Raw genomic sequence first — 22,913 nt, forward strand, 5'->3', positions numbered from 1 at the left:
CGGTTGGTTAACCTCTCCTAAGGGGCGGTTAACAAGCATGAGGCTGATTGCCGTTCCCGGCCGCAGACCGGAATGTCCCTTCCAAATTCAGCCACAAGGGGCACCTCCCGATGACCAGCATCCTCACCAACGACGCGGCGATGTCCGCACTTCAGACTCTGCGCACGATCAACACCAATCTGCAGGATACGCAAAGCCGCGTTTCCTCAGGCTACCGGGTCGCCAAGGCGTCCGACAATGCCGCCTATTGGTCGATTGCGACCACCATGCGCTCCGACAACAGCGCGCTTTCCGCGGTTTCGGACGCATTGGGCCTTGGTGCCGCAAAGGTCGATACGGCCTATACGGCGATGGACAACGCCATCGGCGTCGTGCAGCAGATCAAGAACAAGCTTGTTGCCGCAACCGAAAACAGCGTCTCCAAGGCGGACGTTCAGGAAGAAATCACGCAGCTCCAGCAGCAGTTGGAAAGCATCGCCCAATCCGCATCCTTCTCCGGGCAGAACTGGATGTTTGCGGCCAACGGCGCTTCGGCCTCCGTCGTTTCCTCCTTCGTCCGCAACAATAACGGCACGGTTGCCGTCAACAGCACCAGCTACAGCTTCGATACCGGGTCGCAGGGCAACGTCCTGTTCGGTGCGAACGGCAGCGGCTCGATCGATACGAGCTCCGGTATTCTGGGCTCCACGCAGAATATCAGCGGCAAATCCTATTCTGTGTTCAGCCTCGATATCACCAATATGACGAGCGGCGATATCGGCAACGCGATGAACCTCGTTCAGGGCGCCCTCAATGCCATGAACAGCACGGCCTCGCAGCTTGGCTCGCTTTCGACCCGCATCGATCTGCAGACCAGCTTCGTCTCCACCCTGCGCGATACGATCGATTCGGGCGTCGGCAAGCTCGTCGATGCCAATATGGAAGAGGAATCGAGCAGGCTGTCGGCTCTGCAGACGCAGCAGCAGCTGGCGATCCAGTCGCTGCAGATTGCCAACAACAGCGCGCAGAATGTTCTGGCCCTCTTCAAGTGAGCCTTGACTGGAGCTTGCGTCGAGATGGCGCGCCGGCATTTCTCTCTTGTCGCCGTGCATAAGCTTTTGTTAACGTTGCCACCAATTGATTTGCAATCTTTGCGCAGGGTCCGGCCTTCGATCTTTTTCAGAACGATAGCCGGGCTTTGTTTTAGCGACGGGCCGCGCTGGAATATTTCCCGCTGGCGGGCATGAGGCCAATCGTTGCTGCCGGATCGGCCCGGTTTGCCAATCCCAATGGAATTACGGATTTTCTGATGAGCAATGTGACGACGAATCCTGCCGCGTCGGCGGCGCTGACCGTGTTGCGCGGAATCAACAAAGATCTCGGTGTCGTGCAGCAGCAGGTCTCGTCCGGTTACCGCATCAAGACAGCGAGCGACGATCCCACCTATTGGTCGATGGCGACCACGATGCGCTCGGACCAGAGCAGCCTTTCCACGATCTCGGATGCGCTCGGTCTAGGCTCTTCGAAGGTCGATACCGCATCCACCGCCATGGATTCCGTCGTAAGCCTGTTGACCCAGATCCAGTCCAAGCTGGTTTCGGCAAAAGAGCCGGGCACGGACAAGAACGCCGTCAACGCCGATATCCAGCAGCTCAAGAACCAGCTTCAATCCGTTACCCAGTCCGCGTCCTTTTCCGGCGAAAACTGGCTCTACAACACCGCCGAGCAGCCCAATACGCAGCAATCCGTGATCAGCAATTTCACGCGCGGCGCGGGCGGACAGGTTAGCCTTACGACCATCGGCTACGACAGCTCCAAGACCCTGATGATCGATACCGTCAACTCCCAACGGGGCTTGCTGACGATGAACGTCGATGCCAGCACATTCGATACTTCGGGCAGCGGCACCGCCCGCAACTATTACCTCCTCACTGCCGACGGCGGCTCGGCACCGTCGGGCGGAGCGGAGATCGCGATCTCCAGCAGCACGACGGATGCCCAACTGACCGATATGATCAACGTCACGAATTCGCTCCTGAAGTCCGCGACGTCGGCGGATTCGACGCTGGGGCTGATGAAATCCAATATCAACGACCAGTCGGATTACGTTTCCAAGCTCACCGACACTATCAAGAGCAGCGTCGGCGATCTCGTCGATACGAATATGGAAGAGGCGGCCGTGCGGCAGAGTTCTCTGCAGACGGCCCAGCAGATGGGTGTTCAGTCGTTGTCGATCGCCAACAGCATGGCGAGCAAGATATTGATTATCCTGCAATCGAAGTGATCTTTCGGCGGCGTTGCCGGATCGGCAATGCCGCATCGCATTCATCCTCGCACAAGTTTGACTGCCTAGGGTCGCTCGCAGTGGCTTGGTTGCGCAAAGTGCCGATGACTCGGTCATTTCCTGGCGCGCAGCCAGAGGACGGGAAACCGGAAGCGTGATGATCGACGTTTTGAGAATGGGAATGGATCGGCTCCTTGTTGGCATCGGCTTGCAGCGTCTTCGCGATGCGAGCAGGGGGATGAGCGCGTGAGCCCGGCACTATCCCGATATCTCAAGGATTTCAGCGCCGAGCCGGTTCCGCCGCCCCATGCCGCGGACATGGCTTTTGCGGAACAGGCGGAATTCATCGAAAGCCCGGTGGAACCGCCGGTCGATGTCGAGGCCGAGCGCCGGGCCGCCTACGCGGAAGGGCACGAGGCAGCAACGCTGGAATTGTCGCAGAAACATCAGGCCGAGCTCGAAGCCATGGCCGAATCGTTTCGTGCCGAAATGGATGCGTTGCGGACAAGCTACGAGGAGCAGGCGGCGGAGAAGATTGCGGCTGATATGACGCGTATCGCCACGACGCTTGGGCAGGCGATCAGCTCCGAAACGGCTGCCGTTCTTGCGCCGATCATGACGGAGACGCTGACGGCCAAGGCCGTTGCCGATCTCGCCGATCTGGTCAGGGCTGCGATTCTCGACGGCGGTGCCGGGCCGATCTCGGTCAGCGGTCCGCGTCATCTCTTCGAAATTCTTCTCAAGCGTCTTGGAGACGACGGTGCCTCGCTGCGCCATGTCGAGGCGCAGGACATCGATCTCACCGCCACGATTGGCGAGAGCGTTCTCGTGACCCGGATGTCGGCCTGGGCCGCTAGTCTGAAAGAGATTTTGAAATGAGCGACGGCGATCAAAATCACGGCAAGCACGAGATCATCATCGTCAAGCGTCATGGCGGCGGCGATCACGAAGGCGGCCATGGCGGCGCGTGGAAGATCGCCTATGCCGACTTCATGACCGCCATGATGGCCTTCTTTCTCGTCATGTGGCTGGTAAATGCCGCCAACGAGGAAACGAAGGCTTCGGTCGCCTCCTATTTCAATCCCATCAAGCTCGCCGACGAGAAGCCGACCGAGAAGGGCCTCAAGAAGCCTGTCGATCAGGCTCAGGGCGAAAAGAACCAGCAGAAATCCGATAAGCCGCAAGACAAGCCGAACGACGGCAAATCCGCCAAGACCGGCGAGGATCTGACGTCGACGTCGGGCGACCAGACGAATTACTCCGAAGCGGATTTCTTCGAGAATCCCTATTCGGTTCTGGCGGAAATCGCACAGGAAGTCGGTCAGCAGGCAAATGTCAGCGCCAAGGGCGAGGGCGGCGCCGCGCAGTCTGGTCCGGCGACCGGTGCGGACGGTGGACAGGCCTATCGCGATCCCTTCGATCCGGATTTCTGGACGAAGCAGGTTCAGGTTTCCAGCGCATCGAAGAAGGCGAACGAGGAACAGTCCGCCAAGTCGGATCAATCGCCGAAGGGCGAAGTCATCGCCTTGTCTAAGGCAACCGCGGCGGATACGGGCCAGCCTGCCGATCAGCCGCAAACGCCCGAACAGCAGCCGACGGTGAGCGACCAGCAGGCGGCAGGCAAGCAGCAAGGAAAGCAGACGCAGGCACAGCAGCAGCTCGCCAAAGCCTCGGCCCAAAGCGACACTTCCTTGCCCGAGGACAATGCAGCCCTGCCGCAGAGCAAGGATGCCACCCCGACCAAGGCCCAGCAGCAGGAAGCCAAGGACCTGCAGCAGCGGATCCAGGCGGAGATCAAGGGCGTCGCCGGCCAGCTGGCCGAGGGGCTGCAGGTCACCGCGGCCGAAGGCGGCGTGCTGGTGACGATCTCGGATCAGAGCAATGATCCGATGTTCAACATCGGTTCGGCGGTGCCGCGTCGCGAAATGGTGCTGGCTATGGAGAAGATCGGAAAGCTGCTCGCCGACCGGAAGGGATCGATCCTGATCCGTGGCCATACGGACGGGCGTCCCTATATGGTCGGCGGTCGCAACGACAATTGGCGCCTGTCGCTCGATCGCGCCCAGAGCGCCTATTACATGCTGACGAGTGGTGGGCTGGATGAGAAGCGGATCGCGCAGGTCTCCGGCTTCGCCGATCGGCGGCTGAAGCTGCCCAGCGATCCCTTCAACGATGCCAATCGCCGCATCGAGATTCTGATCGCGAACCCCTCTGCCCAGGCGGCGACCGAACCCGCGGCTACGGATAGCCAGCCTCCCGCCAAGCCCGCTTCGGGCAAGGCAAAGTCCAGCCAAGGCAGGCAGGGATAGTTCATGGGGCGCAAACAGCATCGTCATCGCCTTGTGCTCACTCTCACCCTCGGCATGTTGGTGCCGGGGGTCGCAAGTGCCGAGGGGCAGGATAGCCTGCCGCTCTACAAGATGCTGCGATCTCTCGAATTCGTCCAGGATTCCGTGGTGGCAGGTGACAGCTCTGCCGGGGAGATGCAGCGCTTCCTGCTCGCCACCATCGATGAACGCCTGCGCACTGCGGACAAATCCGTGTTCGAGGACGGCCGCAATGTGGATGCGGCCCTGATCTATGCCATGAGCGGCGGCAATCCCCAAACGCTCGAATATCTGATGTCGCGCGACGTCAACGGCAATTTCGACAATCGCGTTGCCGACGTCTTAAGGAAATATCTGAACGGCAAGGGGCTGCTCGTCGTCAACACGCTTGCCGACATCGCCAGGGAATATCGTGGCAAGCCGATCGGCTCCTACCTCTCGCTGGTTGCCGGTAACGTCATGTCCGGCAAGAATCCCAAGGCGGCGCTGCAGCTCTATGACTGGGCGCGATTGATGGCTCCCGGCACGATCGTCGAGGAGTCGGCGCTGCGCCGCTCGCTCGCCTTATGTGCCGACGCAGGCATGGTTCCGGCGGGGCTCGACTATGCGCGGCGTTACACGAGGCGTTTCCTGCACTCGCCCTATGCCAGCCAGTTTGCCGATCTCTTCGTGCAGCTCGTCGTGGACCATGATTCCGACATCAAGCAGCAGGACATCGTCGACATCCTTTCCTTCATGGATCCGCCCAGGCAGCGCGAGATCTATCTGCGCATGGCGCGACGCGCCGCGATTGCGGGCAAGGCGGATCTTGCCGCGCTGGCGGCCAGCCGCGCCCAGGCAATTACAAATGACGGCGGCGACGCTTTCGGTGCCCTGGCGAACTTCTACGGCGGCGTCGCCGGCATATCCACGCCGGAGCTGAAATCGGCGATCAACGATCTCGATCAGATGCCGGCGGGCGAGCTGAACGCACGGGATCGCGCGCTGCGCGATGCGGCAAAGGTCGTAGCGCACGAGATACTGCGCGCACCCGAGCCTGCAAGCCTCGGGCAAGCCAATGTTCCTAATCTGCCAAACCAACAGAATACTGAACACGATGCTGCTGTGACGAATCGAGCGGGAGGACAGTCTCCCGGCACGGCGGGTGTTGAGCAGGGAGCCTCGGCAAGCGCGGCTCCCGCCCCGGAGGGAGGGCGGCAGGAGGCCGATCCTTCGTTCAACGCATTCGTCACGACGAGCCGCTCGAAGCTGGATGCCATCGACGGCCTGTTGAAGCAGGAAAGTCATTGATATGAACGACATCGGTGTGTCCAGCGCCTCAACCGGGGCGGATATTCTTGCTGTTGCCAAAGGCGCTCGCTCCACCAAGCAGGACGACGGCAAGGGCTTTATCGATGCGCTGACCAGCTCGCTTGGCAACGGGAGCAAGTCTTCCGGCATGAATTCCGTCAAAGACCCGACGGTCCCCGCGGGCGCGACGGCAGATGGCAATGCGAACGGAGACCCGGCGGCTGCGAAGGCAGCAGCGGGCAATCCCGCGGCGATGGCTCTCGCCATGGCTGACGGCATCAACACCGGAGTCGGAATCATCGATGCATCCGGAGCCAGCCTGACCAACATTGCCGGCCTGACCAAAGGTGCGAAAGCTTCAGAGGGCGCCGGCGCTGCGGTGCTTTCGAATTCACTGATGGACCTGCAGAAAGCTGCATCGGCCTCCGGTGGAGATGACGCGGTTCCCGCGCAAGGCGATCCGGCGGCCACCACCGATCCAGCCATGTCGGCTGGCGACCCCGGCAAAGCGGCAGCACAGCCGAGCGCTCTCGATCAGCTTGCCGAAATCGCGCAGCAACTGGCCAACGTCGCGAATGCCGGCGGCCAGGCAACGCCGGTGAAAGGCGATGACAAGGCCACCGTCGTGAAGGGCGGTAAAAATGCGCAATCAGCCGATAATGGTAAGTCCACGCAGACGAAAAACGATCAGGCCGGGGCGATTTCGGATGCGCTGTCGCTGCTGAACGTCGTACAGCCCGTCGTTGCCGCGCAGGGAAGCCCGGTGCAGACCGTCAAGACCGCTGACGATACAAAGGTTCAGGCAATGTCGCTCGGCCAAGCGGCGGTCGCAGGCAATACGTCTGACGCGAGCGTGACGCTGCCGAACAGCGGCAACGGATCGGACACAGCGCAATCTTTCCGTCTGACGCGGGCAGACGGTCGTGGCGGCGCGCTCGATCTTTCGATCAGCAAGAGCGGAGATGACGCGACGGAGATCAAGGCCGGGCCTTCGGCGGGCGGCGATGCGGTACCTGTCACGGTGCTTGATTCCCGCCGTTATCTGGGGCTCGCCGCCAATTCCAACTCGGCGCTCGTTGCCGGAACGCTGGCAGGAGACCGCGAATGGTCCGCCGCGATGCAGCCGGGCTCGGCGCTCGCCAATGCCGCGAACCTGACGAGCACGGGCAAGGTCGTCAATACGCTCAAGATCCAGCTGCGCCCCGGCAATCTCGGTGACGTCACGGCCACCATGCGGCTTTCCGGAGACCAGCTCAGCGTCGACCTGAAGGTCCAGACGAGCGAGGCCTACAGGCAGCTCCATGCCGATCAGAGCCATATGGTCGAGGCCCTGCGCGCGCAAGGCTACCAGGTGGACAACATCACTGTCAGCCTGTCATCCAATGCGGATCAGCAATCGGATGGCGGCCGTCAGTCCGGATCGAACCAGCAGCAATCCTTGTTGAACCAGGGACAAGGGGGGGACGCACGTCCCAGAGGCCAGAACTATTCGGGACAGCAGGCGGGTGGAAACAATGGCAATCGCAGTTCGGGTGAGCGCGGTATTGAAGACGGCGCTGCTGGTGGCGTTCAGCGTTCTCGCTCTGGGGCGGTTTACCTCTGAGGCCCATGCCTCGGGAAATCCGGCACCGCCCGATAACGGTGCTGCGGGCCTTTGCGAGCGCGAGATCCAGTCTGCCGCCGCGAAGTACGGAATACCGGAAGGTATCCTCTATTCGGTCGGCCTGACTGAAACGGGCCGCAAGGGATCGCTCTATCCCTACGCCCTCAATGTCGAGGGCAGGCCGATCTTTCCGTCGTCGGAAAATGCCGCCCTGCAGGTATTTGCAGCGGCCCGGCAGAATGGCGCAAAGCTGATCGACGTCGGCTGCATGCAGATCAACCAGTATTTCCATGGCGAAAACTTCACGTCCGTCGCCGCCATGTTCGATCCTCACAGCAACGTCGAATATGCCGCCAGGTTTCTTCGCAACCTGCATGACAGGCACGAGACTTGGACGATGGCGGTAGCTAGATACCATGCAGGACCAAACAACGACCCCGCCCAAAAGGTCTATGTCTGCCGCGTGATCGCCAACCTGGTCGCCACCGGCTATGGAAAATGGACTCCCAACGCGGCGACTTTCTGCCGGAACTAGACACCCGTAGATTGCACACGGTCTGTGGTTAGCCGATGCTAACCAAATTCAGGCGATTGACTGCCGTCGATTTGCCCGAAACGCGATGTTAAGAATATGCTTATTAACAGATTTTTTATCGGTGTGAAATGAATGTGACCTACTAGATATAGTGCAAATCGCACCCTTATGGTTAATCAATTATTAATTTCCGCCACTCATTTCCGACAGTTGTTCGTGATTCGCCCGATTCGTACCCATAGTCCATCGAAACACCACACTGATTCGGAGGCGGACGAATGATCGTAGTGGTTGATGAGCGAGAGCTTGTTAAGGACGGATATACATCACTGTTTGGACGCGAGGGCATCCCATCGACGGGATTCGATCCACGCGAATTCGGCGAATGGGTTACCACGGCGGCAGAGGGCGATATTGCTGCGGTCGAGGCCTTTCTGATCGGACAGGGCCAGCAGGTACACGAACTTCCCAGGGCGATTCGCGACCGGACGACGGCACCCGTCATCGCGGTCAGCGACCAGCCCTCGCTGGAAGCCACGCTTGCACTTTTCGATTGCGGCGTCGACGACGTTGTGCGCAAGCCGGTGCATCCTCGCGAAATCCTGGCTAGGGCAGCGGCGATCCGCCGTCGGCTGAAGGCAATCAGCAACTATACCGATATCGGGCCGATCCGCGTCTTTGCAGACGGCCGCGATCCGGAAATCAACGGTTCCGTTTTTGCCTTGCCGCGCCGCGAGCGCCGTATCCTCGAATATCTGATTGCCAATCGCGGTCGCCGGGTGACGAAGACGCAGATCTTCAACGCCATCTACGGCATCTTCGACGAAGAGGTCGAAGAAAACGTGGTCGAAAGCCATATTTCCAAGCTGCGCAAGAAACTGCGCAAGAAGCTCGGTTTCGATCCGGTCGATTCCAAGCGTTTCCTCGGTTACTGCATCGACTGGAGCTGAGATTTCCGGTCAGGCATCGCGGATAGCAAACTTACGAATAGGCCCGGGAACCAGATGGTTCCCGGGCCTATCGCTTTTCAGGCATGGCAGAGCGGCATCGCTTCCAAAGGTGCGTCGTAGCTTACAGTAGCAGCTCGCAGCGAACGGCGATCGAACCGCAATATAGCGCTTGCAGAAAGCTTTTTCCGATGATCCGTTTTTCGTCCTCTCAGACAGCTTCACGCAAGGCCCGCCACCTACTCTCAGTCGTATGAAGGATCACGAGGATTCCAGATGAGGAATTTCGGCAGCATGAAGACTGCATTTGCAGAAGGGGACGCACGGGCGATGGGCAGCTTCGCCGGTCTCGTTCTGACAGGCTGCTCCGCCACTTCCGGCGCACCATCGGCCGTTCTGCGGCGCTAAAACGAACAGGGTATCGAGTCGGTCATGACACTCACAACAGCTCTCAACAACGCGCAGGCGATATTCAACAATACCGGCACGCAGAGCAGTGTCGTGTCGAACAATATCTCCAACGCCAACAACACGAATTATTCGCGTCGGCAGGCGATGCTGACCACCGACATGGCCGGCGCCCAGGTGGTGCAGATCTCCCGCAGCAGCGAACCGTCGCTGCAGAAGGCCTATCTCAACTCGTCGTCGGCGGATGCGGCGCAGCAGTTGCTTCTGAGCGCCTATGGCAAGCTCCAGTCGGCGACGCTTGGCGGCAACGACAATGAGATTGCGCCGGCGACCTATCTTTCGGCATTCCAGACGGCGATGCAGACCTATTCCGGCTCGCCGTCCAGCGCGACGGCAGCTCAAGCCGCCGTCAACGCCGCACAAAGCCTGGCCACCTCGCTCAACGATGCCACGACGGCGGTGCAGAGCGCGCGAACCGATGCGGATAAGCAGATCAGCTCCGACGTCGATACGCTGAACAGCCTGCTGAAACAGTTCCAGACGGCAAACGATGCGGTGAAGTCGGCGACGACGACGGCCGGCCCGACGTCGAGCGCTCTTTCCGATGCTCTGGATCAGCGCGATTCGATCCTGACCCAGATCTCGAAGATTGTCGGCGTGACGACGGTAACGCGCGGCAACAACGACATGGCGCTCTACACGACGAACGGCACGACCCTGTTCGAAACAATTCCGCGCGCGGTGACGTTTCAGCCGACGAACACCTATACGGCGAGCCTGAAGAAAGGCAACAGCGTTTACATCGATGGCGTCGCGCTGACCCAGGGCCAGGGTGCGAACACGACGGCACAGGGCACCCTTCAGGCGGCTCTGCAGGTTCGTGACGATATTGCGCCGACCTACCAGGCGCAGCTCGACGAGATGGCTCGAGGACTGGTCACGGTCTTCGCGGAAACGAATAGTGATCCGACACAGCCCACTTTGCCCGGCCTGTTTACGTGGAGCGGCGGCAGTGTTCCGACGGGTGCTACCGCGGTCACGGGCCTGGCTGGTTCGATAACCGTTAATTCGAAATTAATCACGTCCCAAGGTGGTGACCCGACACTGCTGCGTGATGGTGGTATTAACGACGATAGTACGACCGGCGTAACCGGTTACACGAAGAATACCAGCGGCGACAGCGGCTATTCCACGCAGCTTGACGCCTATATTACGGCCATGAACACGAAGATGGATTTCGATCCAAATGCCGGCTCGGACACCAGGGCCAGCCTCATGGATTACGCATCGAGTTCCATCGGCTGGCTCGAAGGACAGCGCAGTACGGCAACGACAGCCGGGGAAAACACGTCCGCGGCTCTTTCCCGCTCCTCCAGCGCCTATTCGAACGCGACCGGCGTCAATCTCGACGAAGAGCTGACGCTGATGATGAATATCGAGCAGTCTTACAAGGCTGGAACGAAGATATTGAACACAGTTAACGAGATGCTTCAATCTGTACTGGATCTCACGAGCTAAGCCATGAAACTTTCTTTCATTTCGAGCACAGCCATTCAGAACGCCATGCGTCAGACGATCCGTCAGGCGCGGAACGAGATGACGAGCGCTTCGACAGAGGCGACCACAGGTGTCTATGCCGATATCGGCGTCGCTCTGGGCACGAGCACCTCTCTCAACGTCAATCTGACGAGGGACGTGTCGCGCATCGATTCCATTCTCAGCAGCAATTCCATCGCAAACCAGCGAATGACGTCGTCGCAGACGGCGCTGACCGATATGGGCTCGCAGGCACAGAAGCTGATGGACCAGCTGGTGGCGCTGCGCGGCAATACCGATAGCAACAGCATAGCCTTGACTCAGCAGATAGCGACATCGTCGCTGTCGAACGTCATCGCGTCGGGCAACACCATGGTCAACGGCGAATATCTCTTCGCCGGCACCAATACCGATGTGCAGCCGATGACCGATAATTCGGCTGCGGTGAATACTCAAATCCAAGCGGATTTGAGCACCTACGCCAGTGGGCTTTACCCCGCTGCAAGCCCACCATCCGCGGCGGTAGGCCAGTTGACGGCGGCGCAGATCAAGAGTTTCATCACCACCAACGTCGAGCCGAAGTTCACCACCGACAGCAATTGGGCAAGCTGGTCGAGTGCTTCGGATCAGAACATGACGAGTCGGATCAGCAATTCTGAAGTCATCGAAACCTCGACGAATTCCAACTCTTCCGGCATGCGCTACATGGCTCTCGCAAGTACGGTCGTCAATGCGTTGACGAGCATGTCGCCAGGCCTGAGCCAGGATGCGCTGAACGGGGTTACCGATCAGGCCATCAGCTACTCGCGCCAGGCAATCGACGGGCTGAACAATCAGGCGAGCCAGCTAGGCCTTTCGCAATCGCGTCTCACGGATGCGAATACGACGCTGAACGCGCAGAAGACCATTCTGAATACCAGTATCGGCAGCTTGACCGGGGTGGACCCCTACGAGGCTTCGACCAAGGTCAACAGCCTCCAGACCCAGCTTGAGACCGCCTACACCATCGTCTCCAAGATCCAGCAGCTAAGTCTTGTAAATTACCTTTGATGATCAAAGGGAAGGAATGACCAGGAAGGATGCATGAATGTATCAGTTCTCATATGCGGAAGTCATGCAGGATGCCGTGGCCGACGCCAAGGAACGAGAACGGCAAGTTCTGGACCGGTCGATAGCTCTTCTCTCTGCGGCCCGTGATGCGGGGAAATACGGCCGCGAAGCGATCGAGGCATTGTACTATACGCGGCGCGTATGGATCAGCTTCGTCGAGGACCTGAAAAGTCCGGAGAACCAGCTCAACGTGGAACTACGCGCCAACCTAATTTCGATCGGCATCTGGATTTTGAAGGAATGCGATCGGATCCAGCGGCGCCAGTCGGTAAACTATCAAGGCATCATCGATGTCACCACCATCATCAGGGATGGACTTAAATGAAAAGTACGCTTCGCATATCGCTCAAAGCCGGGGAAAAGATCTTTATCAACGGGGCCGTCCTGCGCGTGGATCGCAAGGTCGCCCTGGAATTCCTGAATGATGTGACGTTCCTGCTTGAGAACCATGTACTTCAGCCGGAAGATGCCAAGACGCCGCTGCGCCAGCTCTATTTCATCGCGCAGATGATCCTCATCAATCCGGAAGGCAAGGAACAGTCGACGGCAATGTTCCGCAAGTCGATCGTCATGCTCCTCTCGTGCTTCCACAATGAGGAAGTGCTGGCCGAGCTGAAGCGCATCGACGGCCTCGTCGCCACCGGTCGCGCTTTCGACGCGCTGAAGGCGATCCGCAGCCTCTATCCGGTCGAGGACAACATCCTGAACAACCAGGAAATGCCGGCGGCCACGATCGAGCATATCCGCCGGGAGATCGCTCCATGGCAGCGGTAGGCGCCGTCGACACCACCACCAGCACCTCGAACAGTTCGGCGCAGACCGCCGCAGCTGCGTCGAAAAGCGCCACCCTGAACTACAACGACTTCCTGCAGCTCCTCATCGCACAGATGCAGAACCAGGATCCGACCTCTCCGATGGATGCCAGCCAGCAGATCTCGCAGCTTGCGAGCTTCTCGCAGGTCGAGCAGCAGATCCAGACGAACTCGCATCTGGAATCGGTCTTGCAGAACCAGTGGATTTCGCAGGCGTCCGACTATATCGGCAAGCAGATCATGAGTGCCGACGGCAAGACCACGGGCACGATCAAGGAAGTAACCGTCTATACGGACGGTATCATCGCCCAGACGGATGCCGGCGACAAGATTCTCATCCAGGCCGGCGTAACGATCGCCCCGGCGGGCACGACCATTGATACGCCGCCTGCGTCGAGCGATACTAGCGCCAGCAGTTCGTCTGATTCGTCGAGCACGGGTTCGACCGGCAGCTCATGAGGAGCCGCTGAACCGGGAGTGAAGATGCCATGAATGAAGCCGATGCATTGGATATCTTCCAGGCGGCGATCTGGACGGTGCTGGTGGCTTCCGGTCCGGCGGTTCTTGCCGCCATGGTCGTCGGCCTGGTGATTGCCTTGATCCAGGCGCTGACCCAGGTGCAGGAGGCGACATTGACCTTCGTGCCGAAGATCGTGGCCGTCATGGTCACCATCGGCATTTCCGCCCCGTTCGTCGGCGCGCAGATTTCGATCTTCACCAATCTCGTCTTCTCCCGCATTCAATCGGGCTTCTGAGATAGATCCGGTGGCCGTTTCGGCCTTCGGATCAGGCGCGTCGATGGCCATAAGCCATGCTCGCGCAAGCTTCGACTTTTAAAGATCGGTTCCACCAGAGCATTTCCAGGAAAAGTGCGTAGCGGTTTTCCGTCCGGAATGCGTAGGGAACAAGAAGATAGAGCGTTTTCGCGATTCGAAGAAAGGCGGAAATGCTCTCTAGGGCAGGCGGGTCAGCCGTTTGCCTCCTCTCATGAAGAGACGGAACCGGTCGATGGCACAACCACCCGCAATAGCACTTCCCAAAGCCAATCCCAGCGTACGTGATATCGGGTTCGCGCTCGGCATCATGGTCATCCTGTGCGTGCTGTTCCTGCCGATCCCGCCGTTTCTGATCGACCTTGGCCTCGCCTTCTCGATTGCCTTCTCGGTGCTGATCCTCATGGTGGCGCTCTGGATCAAGAAGCCGCTGGAATTCTCGTCCTTCCCGACGATCCTGCTGATTGCCACCATGACGCGCCTGGCGCTGAACATCGCCACGACCCGCGTCATCCTTTCGCATGGCTATGAGGGGCATGATGCGGCCGGCGGCGTCATCGCCGGCTTTTCCAGCCTCGTCATGTCCGGCGATTTCGTCATCGGTCTGATCGTCTTCCTGATCCTCATCACCATCAATTTCATCGTCATTACCAAGGGTGCGACGCGTATCGCCGAAGTCGGCGCCCGCTTCACCCTGGATGCCATTCCCGGCAAGCAGATGGCGATCGACGCCGACCTTTCCGCCGGCCTCATAGACGAGAAGGAAGCGCAGCGCCGCCGGCGCGAGCTGGAAGAAGAAAGCTCCTTCTTCGGTGCCATGGACGGTGCTTCGAAGTTCGTGCGCGGCGACGCGGTCGCCGGCCTTCTGATCACCTGCATCAACGTTTTCGGCGGCATCATCATCGGCTATTTCCGCCACGGCATGCAGATCGGCCAGGCCGCCGACGTTTTCGTGAAGCTCTCCGTCGGCGACGGTCTGGTTTCGCAGATGCCGGCGCTCATCGTCTCCCTCGCTGCCGGTCTCCTCGTTTCGCGCGGCGGCACGTCCGGTTCCACCGATCAGGCGGTCGTCAATCAGCTGAGCGGCTATCCGCGGGCGCTCGCCGTCTCGGCAGTCCTCATGGGCATCCTGGCCATCATGCCCGGCATGCCTTTCTTTCCCTTCCTCGTCCTTGGCAGCCTGATGGCCGCCGGCGCCTGGTTCATTCCGCGTCAGATCGAAGCAGAAAACAAGCTTCGTCGCGATGCCGAAGAGCAGAAGGTGATGCAGTCGAAGGAAATGGAAAAGGATTCGGTCAAGTCGGTTCTGAGGACCGCCGAGATCGAGCTGGCGCTCGGCAAGATCGTCTCCACCCGCCTGCTTGGCGCGCATCAGGAACTGGCGTTCCGTGTCGGCAAGATGCGCAAGAAGTTTGCGACGCAATACGGCTTCGTCGTGCCGGAGATCAAGGTGATCGATGACATGGCCATTGCCGACAAGTCGTATCAGATCCGCATCCATGGCACGACGATCGCCTCCAACATGCTGCGTGTCGGCGAAGTGCTTGTCGTCACCGGCTCGGGCCGCAGACCGACCGTGCCGGGCGACGAGATCCGCGAACCCGCTTTCGGCATGCCGGCCGTTTCCGTGCTCGAAGCCTTCACCGAGGATTTGAAGCGCGAGGGCTTCCAGCCGATCGACAACGTGTCGGTGGTGCTCACGCACATGAGCGAAGTCATCCGCAACAATCTGCCGGCGCTGCTGTCCTACAAGGACGTGAAGATCCTGATCGAGCGTCTCGATCCGGAATACAAGAAGCTCGCCGACGAAATCTGCTCGTCGCACATGTCCTATTCCGGCCTGCAGGCGGTGCTGAAGCTGCTGCTTGCCGAGCGCGTCTCTATCCGCAACCTGCATCTCATCCTCGAAGCGGTTGCAGAACTCGCGCCGCATGTGCGCAAGACCGAGCAGATCGTCGAGCATGTGCGCGTGCGCATGGCGCAGCAGCTCTGCGGCGATCTGGCCGATAACGGCGTGCTGCGCGTCCTTCGCCTCGGCAGCAAATGGGACCTGATCTTCCATCAGGCGCTGAAGCGCGACCAGAAGGGCGAAATCGTCGAATTCGACATCGATCCGCGCAGCCTGGAGGAGTTCAGCGAGCAGGCGGGCAAAGTTATCCGTGAATATATGGATCGTGGCATGCCCTTCGTTCTTGTCACCTCGCCTGAAACGCGCTCCTATGTGCGCATGATCATCGAACGCCTGTTCGCGACCCTTCCGGTCCTGTCGCATGTGGAATTGGCCAAGGGGATCGAGATCAAGATTCTAGGTTCGATTTCATGATATCAGACCCCCAGGGGACCATTCTGGCGCTGTTCGTCGCCTTCTGCCGCATCGGTGGCTGCATGATGGTCCTCCCGGGATTTTCCTCCGGCCGTATTCCCCCGCAGATCAGGCTGCTGCTTTCGGCGGCCCTGACGATGGCAATTCTGCCGCTGCTCTGGAACACGATTTATCCGCAGGTGTCGAAGGGCGATGCAAGCTACATCGGGCTCATCTTCACCGAGACCGTCATCGGGCTGATGTACGGCATGATGGCCCGGATCTATACGCTGGGCCTGCAGTTCACCGGCACGGTCATATCGATGATGATCGGCTTCAATGCGCCGGGCGGCGCCGATCTCATCGAAGAATCGAACGAAACGTCGCTGACCAGCCTCATCAGCTTTTGTGGGCTGATGATTCTCTTCATCCTGGATTTTCACCATTATGTTCTGCAGGCGCTGGTCGATTCCTACTCGCTCATTCCGTTCGGCGGGCATATCGAACCGCGCTCGGCGCTGATTTCTATCACGGACACGCTGGCGACGACCTTTTTCATCATGCTGCGCCTGGCAAGCCCCTTCGTGCTCTATGGTCTGATGTTCCAGATTTCGATCGGCTTCATCAACAAGCTGGCGCCGCAGATCCCGATCTATTTCATTTCCACGCCATATCTGCTGATGGGGGGGCTGTTCATGCTCTATCTCAGCATTGCGGCGCTGGTCAGTCAGTTTTCCAATGCATTCCTTACCGTTTTCAACGGGCATTAGCCTGCGAATAGTGAGGAAGGTGAGGTTCGATGTAAGCGCGGCCAGAGCAAGGCAGCCGGCGAGAGGTGGCGATGGCGGAAAAAAGCCGTTCTGAAAAGCTGAAGCGACTGGTCGCGGTGCAGCGCCATCTGGAGCGGATCGCGGAAAACGAACTTGCCGACACGACCCGGCAGCGCTCGGAAGTGACCGAAGCGATGGAGCGGGTCATGGATGCCATCGGCTCGACCGACCCCGTGCATATGGCGTTCTCGATCCACTATGCCGACCGCTACGGCCGTCTGACGATCAAGGATCAGCAGCTCGAAAGCATCCAGACCCTTATTCAGATGAAGGTCCAGCAGGAGCGTACGAAGGCCGACCGGCTGGAAGAGCACATGAAGGATGCCCGCGAACTCGAAATGCGGGAGGCCGACGACAATGCGGTCTACGACATTATCGATCAGCGCTTCGCCGGCGCAACGCCAGCCTCCAGCAAGGTTCAAAAACCATAATCGTCGCGATCATGGGGCAAGATTCGCATCGTCAGGTTGCCGATCTGCCCTGACCGTTCGATTCGACATGCCTGAGATAAGCGCCGCGCCGCGCGTCTCTGCGGCATGAATAAGCAGAAGGAGACGTGACGTGGCTATTTCGCCTCCGAGTGATTTGGTTCTCGATGTCGTCAAGGCGGCCAATCCCGCCGAAGTCCAAGCCGCGCAGGCCAAGCTTGCCGCCAACAGGGCCGCTTTTGCCGCCACCAGCCTCGCCGAAAACGGCAACGGTTTCGGTGCGACGGTGGACGCGCTCAACAATGCCTCAACCCAGGCCGGTCTCGCCAACGCCAATGCGCATGCGGCGGGAACCAAGGTCCCGCAAGCCTATCGCAAGTTCGAGTCCATGGTGCTGCAGAACTTCGTGAAGAACATGTTGCCGAGCAGCGAAACGCTCTACGGCAAGGGCTCAGCCGGCGAGATCTGGAAGGGCATGATGGCGGAGCAGCTGGGCGACGCGATCTCCAAGAGCGGCGGCGTTGGCATCGCCGAAAAGATGTATCGGGAGCAGGTCGATAAGATGCGCAATTCCGGCGCCATCAACTCTGCGACCGATGAGAACGACAAGAAGATGGCGCTCAGCGCGATTACCGATTTTCAGCGCAAGACGCTGGCCGCCAGTGATGCCGATAACGACGGCAACACCGGCATCACCAAACAGAATTCACTGACGTCCCAGAAAGCATGAGCGAGGTAGCAAACATGGAAATGATGTCGCAGGACTATCGGATCAAGTCTGTCCTTGGCCGCCTGGAGATGATTATCGACAACGAAAACAATCGGATCGGCAGCGATCCCGAATTCGATCTCAAGGTATCGAACGCGCATAAGAGCCGCTGCCTCTACGAGCTGTCGATGCTGTTTCGCGATACCGATCCTGCCGATCTCGCCGCCCACCATGTCGTGCAGCTGCATGATCTGAAGAAGAAACTGGTTCTGAACGCGCGCCGCGTCGAGGCCCATCTGGAAGCCGTGCGCGCCGTCGCCGAAATTCTGAAGAATGCCGTGCAGAATGCCGATACGGACGGCACCTATTCGCAAGAGCAATTCCGGGTCCGTGAGGCCGGATGATCAAGCTCGCTCTTACCGGCCTGTGGGTCTGCGCCGTAACTTTGGCCTCGGTCTATTTTTCGGTGCAGGTGGCGACGGCGCCCGCGATCAGTCCTGACGATGCCAAGAAGGCGCAGCAGGAACTGGTCAAGGGCGAATCGATCAACGTTCCCGTCATCGCCAACGGCCAGGTGACCGGCTATTTCCTGACGCGCATCTCCTTCATGATGGAGAAGGGCAAGGCAAATGCGCTTCAAATACCTCTGTCGGAGCTGACCACCGACGAACTCTTTTCGCTGCTGGTCGGCAACAAGGCGATCGATATATCCCATGCCCAGAACTTCGACATCGCGGCCTTTCGCAGCGATCTGAAGAAGCGGATGAACGAGCGGCTTGGTGGCGACTATGTCGCCGACGTGCTGATCGAGCAGCTCGACTATCTCTCCAAGGAAGAGACCCATGGCGGGGAGAGCATCGGCAAGAGAACGGTCAAGCCGGTGAAGATCGTGCAGGATGGGGCAAAGGCCAAGGTGCCGGTCGAATAGTATCGCACCGGCTGCAGGGATACCGATCCGTGCACAAATATAAGCAATGCCTTACGCTCCTTTGGCATGCTTAACAAATCCCTGACAGTTTCCGGCAAATCCAACCTTCCTTCCTAACGGAAAGTTGGATTTATCCCGCTATAGATACCTCGAGATGGCGGCGTCAAGCGTGTCAGCAATGCCGGGCAGGAGGTCGTTGGATTGAACCAGGTTGCCGATTTTGCCGTGGTTGCGTCACGCCGCATGATCTTCGATCTGCCGGTATGCGATCTCGACTGGAATGACGCGCTGACTTTCGTTAACGAACTCGCCTCCCTTCCGGTCGGACAGACGTCGATTTCCTTCGTCAACGCCCATAACATGCTTGTCATGCTGGGGGATGACGCCTACCGTAACGTTCTCGCGCGCAATCTGGTGCTTCCCGATGGCGTTGGCCTCGACATTGCCTCGCGCGTCGCTCACGGCGAACCTTTCCCCGCCAATCTGAACGGCACCGATTTCGTGCCTGCGCTGTTGACGTTCATGGAGCGGCCGAAACGGATCGGCCTGTTGGGCGGCAAGCGCTCCGTCGTCGAAAAGGCAGCGGAGAAATTTCGCCAGCACGCTCCGTGGCACCAGTTTTTCGTCGTTTCCGATGGCTTCTTCGATCCGGCGAGAAGCAATGCCGTGACGGCGGAAATCAGCCGCCAGAAGATCGATGTGCTGATCGTCGGCATGGGCACGCCGCTGCAGGAAAAATGGGTCGCCGAACATGTTGGTCCGCAGCACGCACGCCTTGTTCTGACCGTCGGCGCCCTGTTCGATTTCATTTCCGAGACGGTGCCGCGGGCGCCAGGGCTTGTGCGCGCGATGCGCAGCGAGTGGCTGTTCCGTCTCGTACTGGAGCCGGGCAGGCTCTGGCGGCGTTACATGCTGGGCATACCGCTGTTCTTCTATCAGGTTGTCAGGCATCAGTTTGGCCGCAAGGAGCGTGTTCTTCGCGCAGAGCCCCATCCGGTGCCGCAGCGGCGCATTGCACCGCCGGACAAATTGGCAAGTTAGTGTTTGCGAGCTTGGCGTTAACTCTTTCTTTGGCAAGAAAGTTTAGAGTGGGTTAACCATTTGCATTGGTCTTAGACCATGTGCGCGAGATAGCCCGCCATGTTTGAAAGCAAAGCCAGGACCGGATTTTATCCCGACGATGAGGAAACCCAAAAGGTTTCACGGCAATCCGTTCGGCATATCTCCCCCTACGATGAAGATGATGGTTTGGGTAGGGCGGTCGGCCTACGCGCCGCCAACTTCGACGATCCGCGTGATCCGGAACTGCGCGCCATCCTGCGCAGACGGTTGGATGGCGATCCCTATCCGGTGTCCGGCCGTAGAAGATCGCTGGAGAGCGGACCGGCGGCCGCACAGGCTGAAAATATCTCTCCTGCCTACCATGCGGAGCGCCGCCCGTTACCGGAGCGGGCATCGGAGCCCGCGTCCGCTTTGCTGGAATTCGTGCCCGATCTGCTTGAAGGCATGCCCGAGCTTCCGCCGCAGGCCGTCCCCGCTCCTGTTGCCGCTGAACACACATTTCGGGCCGGCCGCTGGTCCTTCAGCCTCCGTGCGCTCTGCTTCGTTGCCGCGACCGCGCTGATGGGAGCGGTCATTCCCATCTTGCTTGCGCCGCCGCCGCGCTACGTCTCGCAAGCAGTGATCCATGCGGAAGGTAATGGCCGCGGGCGTCAGGCCCTGTTGGACGTTGCGGCGAAGCGTATCGTCGCTCCGTCCGTATTGTCCGACATCGTCGCCAGAATGAAGCTTGATCGCGATCCGGAATTTACCGGCAGTCGGACGGGTGCTCTCGGCGTTGCCGTCGAGCTGCTTTCCGGCAGCGGCAACGCGTCCGACGCGCCGTCGCGTGCCCAGGCCGCGCTGCGCAAAGACATTGCTGTCGATATCGATGGTCTGACTGGCCTGCTTCGCCTGATCGTTACGTCTGGCGATCCCGCCAGATCGGCCGACATTGCCAATCGGCTTGTTATTGCCACCCTCTACGATCCGGCTGTTGCAAATGCAGCCGGCACGTCGCTTGGGGTCGAAACGGCGGTTGATCGCAGCCGCAAGGAATTCGATCGCGCCTCTGCCGCCCTTGCCGAATTCAAGGCGCGCTATGGCGAAGACAAAATTGCTGCGGCCGAGACAATGCGGCGGCAGCGTCAGCAGCTGGATATGCAGATAAAGGCAGCCGATCTGGCGGTGCGCACCGCCAAGGCGCGTCTCGCAGCCGTCAAATCGGCGACGCCGGCATCGGTGTTGACCGGCGCATTGTCGGGCGATCTTTCATCTCCAGGGCTCGACGATTTGCGCAGCCGCTACAATGCCGCCAAGTCCCAACTGACCCAGCTTTCGGTACAGCTCGGCCCGCGCCATCCCCGCCTGCTGGCACAGCAGGCAACGGTCGATGATCTCGCGGCCAATATGCGCAGCCAGCTGCAGCGGCTCGCCGTCAGCAGCGAGGCGGACGTGAAAGCGGCTCTGGAAAAGCAGGCGGCGCTCTCGGCGCAAATGACGGCCGCCAGTCAGACGGGGAGCGATATCGACCTCGGTCGCCTCGCGCAGCTGCAGGATGCCGTTACGACAGCACAGAGCCGCTATGAGGTCGATCAGCAGAATGCTGGCATGACGATTTCCGAAGTCAGGCCGCCGCTGACGGTCTTGTCCCAGGCTGTCGCGGCCGCCGCACCGCTGGACGATCAGCTCGTGAGCAATCAGGCCGTCGGCTTCCTCACAGGCCTTGGTTTGGCACTTTGCGCCGTATTCCTGCGCAAAGTGCTGGCTGGTGCCGCGCTGGTGGAAGAGCAGGCAGCCGACGGAAGCATTATGCCGGCAGCCCGCACTTTATCTCACGAGGATGACCTGGAGTTTTCGTCATTGCCGGCGATCGCGCCTGAACCATCGGTGGCTCTTGTCTACGATGCGGCAGGTCAGCCCGGTGTTGCGGATGAGTGGGGCCGTATCCGGCAGGAACTTGCATCCCTGCGTGCCAAGGTCGAAACCTATGCCGCACGCCGGCATCAGGATCGGGGCTGATCGTCCCATCGTTTTCCCTTGCAATTACCCCTTTCAGACACCATAGGGCGTTTGCAGGCAATTCCGTCAGGCGGATGGCCTGTAGATTGCCAGCGAATTCATGATCGGGAGACGAGCGTGACGACAGTGATCGACGGGAAACAAGCGGCAGCTTCGGTGATCGAGGCGGTGAAGGCTGCGGCAGCGGGACTTGAGAAAGAGGCCGGTGTGAAGACCGGGCTTGCGGTCGTCATCGTCGGCGACGATCCGGCCAGCCACACCTATGTCGGCGCCAAGGGCCGCATGGCCAAGGAATGCGGCTTCAACTCCATCCAGCACACGCTGCCGGCGGAAACCACTCAGGAAGAACTGGCCGGGCTCGTCGCCTCGCTGAATGAGGATCCGTCCGTCCACGGCATCCTGGTGCAGCTACCGCTGCCGAAGCATCTTGATTCCGATGCGATCATCCAGTCGATCCGGCCGGAGAAGGATGTCGACGGCCTGCATGTGGTCAATGCCGGCAAGCTGGCGACCGGCGATCTCGAAACCGGGCTGATTTCCTGCACGCCGGCCGGCGCCATGCTTTTGGTGCGCTCTATCCATGGCGAGGACCTGTCGGGTCTGAATGCCGTCGTCATCGGCCGCTCCAACCTGTTCGGCAAACCGATGGCGCAATTGCTGCTTTCCGCCAACGCGACGGTCACGACGGCGCATTCGCGGACGAAGGATCTCGCCTCCGTCGCAAGAGGCGCCGATATCCTGGTGGCGGCCGTCGGCCGTCCGGAGATGGTCAAGGGCGATTGGGTGAAGCCGGGCGCGACAGTCATCGATGTCGGCATCAACCGCATCGATGCGCCGGAACGCGGCGAGGGCAAGAGCCGGCTGGTGGGCGATGTCGCCTACGCGCAAGCATCCGAGGTCGCCGCGGCGATCACGCCGGTTCCTGGCGGCGTCGGGCCGATGACGATCGCGATGCTGATGGCCAATACCGTCATCGCCGCTCATCGGGCCGCAGGCAGAAAGCCGCCGAAGTTCTGAAACGCGTCGCGATCTCCAAGATTCGCTCCCGCGCT

General features: G+C 59.9%; 23 protein-coding genes. All 23 read left to right on the top strand.

Features of this window, described 5'->3' with window-relative positions:
• Positions 1-110: 110 nt before the first annotated feature.
• Positions 111-1,031, top strand: a complete 921-nt coding sequence (locus Q4Q11_RS08095) for a flagellin N-terminal helical domain-containing protein (RefSeq protein WP_112506697.1) — start codon at positions 111-113, stop codon at positions 1,029-1,031.
• A gap of 257 nt (positions 1,032-1,288) precedes the next feature.
• On the top strand, positions 1,289-2,263 hold the full coding sequence (locus Q4Q11_RS08100; RefSeq protein WP_113213997.1) for a flagellin N-terminal helical domain-containing protein: 975 nt from the start codon (positions 1,289-1,291) through the stop codon (positions 2,261-2,263).
• Positions 2,264-2,509: 246 nt separating this feature from the next.
• The gene (locus Q4Q11_RS08105; protein ID WP_498569164.1) at positions 2,510-3,142 is read left to right on the top strand and encodes a hypothetical protein; all 633 of its coding nucleotides are present in this window, start codon (positions 2,510-2,512) and stop codon (positions 3,140-3,142) included.
• A complete protein-coding gene (locus tag Q4Q11_RS08110; protein ID WP_113213882.1) occupies positions 3,139-4,572 on the top strand; it encodes a MotB family protein in 1,434 nt (477 codons plus the stop codon). Before Q4Q11_RS08105 ends, Q4Q11_RS08110 begins: the two co-directional genes overlap by 4 nt.
• Before the next feature lie 3 nt (positions 4,573-4,575).
• A complete protein-coding gene (motC, locus tag Q4Q11_RS08115) occupies positions 4,576-5,880 on the top strand; it encodes a chemotaxis protein MotC (protein ID WP_113213881.1) in 1,305 nt (434 codons plus the stop codon).
• Position 5,881: 1 nt separating this feature from the next.
• A complete protein-coding gene (gene fliK / locus Q4Q11_RS08120; RefSeq protein WP_498569165.1) occupies positions 5,882-7,483 on the top strand; it encodes a flagellar hook-length control protein FliK in 1,602 nt (533 codons plus the stop codon).
• The gene (locus tag Q4Q11_RS08125; protein ID WP_498569181.1) at positions 7,425-8,018 is read left to right on the top strand and encodes a lytic transglycosylase domain-containing protein; all 594 of its coding nucleotides are present in this window, start codon (positions 7,425-7,427) and stop codon (positions 8,016-8,018) included. The genes fliK and Q4Q11_RS08125 overlap by 59 nt, the downstream gene beginning before the upstream one ends.
• Before the next feature lie 278 nt (positions 8,019-8,296).
• Positions 8,297-8,968, top strand: a complete 672-nt coding sequence (rem, locus tag Q4Q11_RS08130) for a transcriptional activator Rem (protein WP_095433960.1) — start codon at positions 8,297-8,299, stop codon at positions 8,966-8,968.
• A gap of 429 nt (positions 8,969-9,397) precedes the next feature.
• Positions 9,398-10,891, top strand: coding sequence for a flagellar hook-associated protein FlgK (flgK, locus tag Q4Q11_RS08135; RefSeq protein ID WP_498569166.1), 1,494 nt, complete (start codon positions 9,398-9,400; stop codon positions 10,889-10,891).
• 3 nt (positions 10,892-10,894) lie between these two features.
• A complete protein-coding gene (locus tag Q4Q11_RS08140) occupies positions 10,895-11,959 on the top strand; it encodes a flagellar hook-associated family protein (protein WP_112506718.1) in 1,065 nt (354 codons plus the stop codon).
• 37 nt (positions 11,960-11,996) lie between these two features.
• A complete protein-coding gene (gene flaF / locus Q4Q11_RS08145) occupies positions 11,997-12,344 on the top strand; it encodes a flagellar biosynthesis regulator FlaF (protein ID WP_112506721.1) in 348 nt (115 codons plus the stop codon).
• Positions 12,341-12,793 (top strand): flagellar biosynthesis repressor FlbT, encoded by a 453-nt coding sequence (gene flbT, locus Q4Q11_RS08150; protein ID WP_112506724.1) that lies wholly within the window; start codon positions 12,341-12,343, stop codon positions 12,791-12,793. The genes flaF and flbT overlap by 4 nt, the downstream gene beginning before the upstream one ends.
• Complete coding sequence (gene flgD, locus Q4Q11_RS08155) at positions 12,781-13,290, top strand: flagellar hook assembly protein FlgD (RefSeq protein ID WP_112506727.1); 510 nt, start codon at positions 12,781-12,783, stop codon at positions 13,288-13,290. Before flbT ends, flgD begins: the two co-directional genes overlap by 13 nt.
• A gap of 29 nt (positions 13,291-13,319) precedes the next feature.
• The gene (gene fliQ, locus Q4Q11_RS08160) at positions 13,320-13,586 is read left to right on the top strand and encodes a flagellar biosynthesis protein FliQ (protein ID WP_112506729.1); all 267 of its coding nucleotides are present in this window, start codon (positions 13,320-13,322) and stop codon (positions 13,584-13,586) included.
• 253 nt (positions 13,587-13,839) lie between these two features.
• On the top strand, positions 13,840-15,927 hold the full coding sequence (gene flhA, locus Q4Q11_RS08165; RefSeq protein ID WP_112506731.1) for a flagellar biosynthesis protein FlhA: 2,088 nt from the start codon (positions 13,840-13,842) through the stop codon (positions 15,925-15,927).
• Positions 15,924-16,676, top strand: coding sequence for a flagellar biosynthetic protein FliR (fliR, locus tag Q4Q11_RS08170; protein ID WP_112506733.1), 753 nt, complete (start codon positions 15,924-15,926; stop codon positions 16,674-16,676). Before flhA ends, fliR begins: the two co-directional genes overlap by 4 nt.
• A gap of 71 nt (positions 16,677-16,747) precedes the next feature.
• Positions 16,748-17,167 (top strand): hypothetical protein, encoded by a 420-nt coding sequence (locus Q4Q11_RS08175; RefSeq protein WP_113222637.1) that lies wholly within the window; start codon positions 16,748-16,750, stop codon positions 17,165-17,167.
• Between the two features lie 130 nt (positions 17,168-17,297).
• Positions 17,298-17,894, top strand: a complete 597-nt coding sequence (locus tag Q4Q11_RS08180) for a rod-binding protein (protein WP_113222636.1) — start codon at positions 17,298-17,300, stop codon at positions 17,892-17,894.
• Positions 17,895-17,908: 14 nt separating this feature from the next.
• On the top strand, positions 17,909-18,277 hold the full coding sequence (locus tag Q4Q11_RS08185; RefSeq protein WP_112506739.1) for a hypothetical protein: 369 nt from the start codon (positions 17,909-17,911) through the stop codon (positions 18,275-18,277).
• Complete coding sequence (locus tag Q4Q11_RS08190) at positions 18,274-18,801, top strand: hypothetical protein (protein WP_112506741.1); 528 nt, start codon at positions 18,274-18,276, stop codon at positions 18,799-18,801. The genes Q4Q11_RS08185 and Q4Q11_RS08190 overlap by 4 nt, the downstream gene beginning before the upstream one ends.
• Before the next feature lie 201 nt (positions 18,802-19,002).
• A complete protein-coding gene (locus Q4Q11_RS08195) occupies positions 19,003-19,842 on the top strand; it encodes a WecB/TagA/CpsF family glycosyltransferase (protein WP_112506796.1) in 840 nt (279 codons plus the stop codon).
• A 99-nt stretch (positions 19,843-19,941) separates the two neighbouring features.
• Positions 19,942-21,861 carry a GumC family protein gene (locus Q4Q11_RS08200; RefSeq protein WP_498569167.1) on the top strand — a complete coding sequence of 640 codons (1,920 nt, stop codon included), beginning with the start codon at positions 19,942-19,944 and terminating at the stop codon, positions 21,859-21,861.
• A gap of 117 nt (positions 21,862-21,978) precedes the next feature.
• The gene (folD, locus tag Q4Q11_RS08205; RefSeq protein WP_112506745.1) at positions 21,979-22,878 is read left to right on the top strand and encodes a bifunctional methylenetetrahydrofolate dehydrogenase/methenyltetrahydrofolate cyclohydrolase FolD; all 900 of its coding nucleotides are present in this window, start codon (positions 21,979-21,981) and stop codon (positions 22,876-22,878) included.
• Positions 22,879-22,913 lie beyond the last annotated feature (35 nt).

The sequence above is a fragment of the Rhizobium sp. UFLA01-1127 genome (assembly GCF_059803845.1).

Coding starts and splice junctions, on each gene's coding strand:
- Q4Q11_RS08095 (WP_112506697.1), top strand. CDS start 111: ATGACCAGCATCCTCACCAACGACGCGGCGATGTCCGCACTTCAGACT.
- fliQ (WP_112506729.1), top strand. CDS start 13,320: ATGAATGAAGCCGATGCATTGGATATCTTCCAGGCGGCGATCTGGACG.
- flhA (WP_112506731.1), top strand. CDS start 13,840: ATGGCACAACCACCCGCAATAGCACTTCCCAAAGCCAATCCCAGCGTA.
- flgD (WP_112506727.1), top strand. CDS start 12,781: ATGGCAGCGGTAGGCGCCGTCGACACCACCACCAGCACCTCGAACAGT.
- fliR (WP_112506733.1), top strand. CDS start 15,924: ATGATATCAGACCCCCAGGGGACCATTCTGGCGCTGTTCGTCGCCTTC.
- Q4Q11_RS08200 (WP_498569167.1), top strand. CDS start 19,942: ATGTTTGAAAGCAAAGCCAGGACCGGATTTTATCCCGACGATGAGGAA.
- motC (WP_113213881.1), top strand. CDS start 4,576: ATGGGGCGCAAACAGCATCGTCATCGCCTTGTGCTCACTCTCACCCTC.
- rem (WP_095433960.1), top strand. CDS start 8,297: ATGATCGTAGTGGTTGATGAGCGAGAGCTTGTTAAGGACGGATATACA.
- Q4Q11_RS08175 (WP_113222637.1), top strand. CDS start 16,748: ATGGCGGAAAAAAGCCGTTCTGAAAAGCTGAAGCGACTGGTCGCGGTG.
- Q4Q11_RS08110 (WP_113213882.1), top strand. CDS start 3,139: ATGAGCGACGGCGATCAAAATCACGGCAAGCACGAGATCATCATCGTC.
- flgK (WP_498569166.1), top strand. CDS start 9,398: ATGACACTCACAACAGCTCTCAACAACGCGCAGGCGATATTCAACAAT.
- flbT (WP_112506724.1), top strand. CDS start 12,341: ATGAAAAGTACGCTTCGCATATCGCTCAAAGCCGGGGAAAAGATCTTT.
- Q4Q11_RS08140 (WP_112506718.1), top strand. CDS start 10,895: ATGAAACTTTCTTTCATTTCGAGCACAGCCATTCAGAACGCCATGCGT.
- fliK (WP_498569165.1), top strand. CDS start 5,882: ATGAACGACATCGGTGTGTCCAGCGCCTCAACCGGGGCGGATATTCTT.
- Q4Q11_RS08190 (WP_112506741.1), top strand. CDS start 18,274: ATGATCAAGCTCGCTCTTACCGGCCTGTGGGTCTGCGCCGTAACTTTG.
- Q4Q11_RS08185 (WP_112506739.1), top strand. CDS start 17,909: ATGGAAATGATGTCGCAGGACTATCGGATCAAGTCTGTCCTTGGCCGC.
- flaF (WP_112506721.1), top strand. CDS start 11,997: ATGTATCAGTTCTCATATGCGGAAGTCATGCAGGATGCCGTGGCCGAC.
- Q4Q11_RS08100 (WP_113213997.1), top strand. CDS start 1,289: ATGAGCAATGTGACGACGAATCCTGCCGCGTCGGCGGCGCTGACCGTG.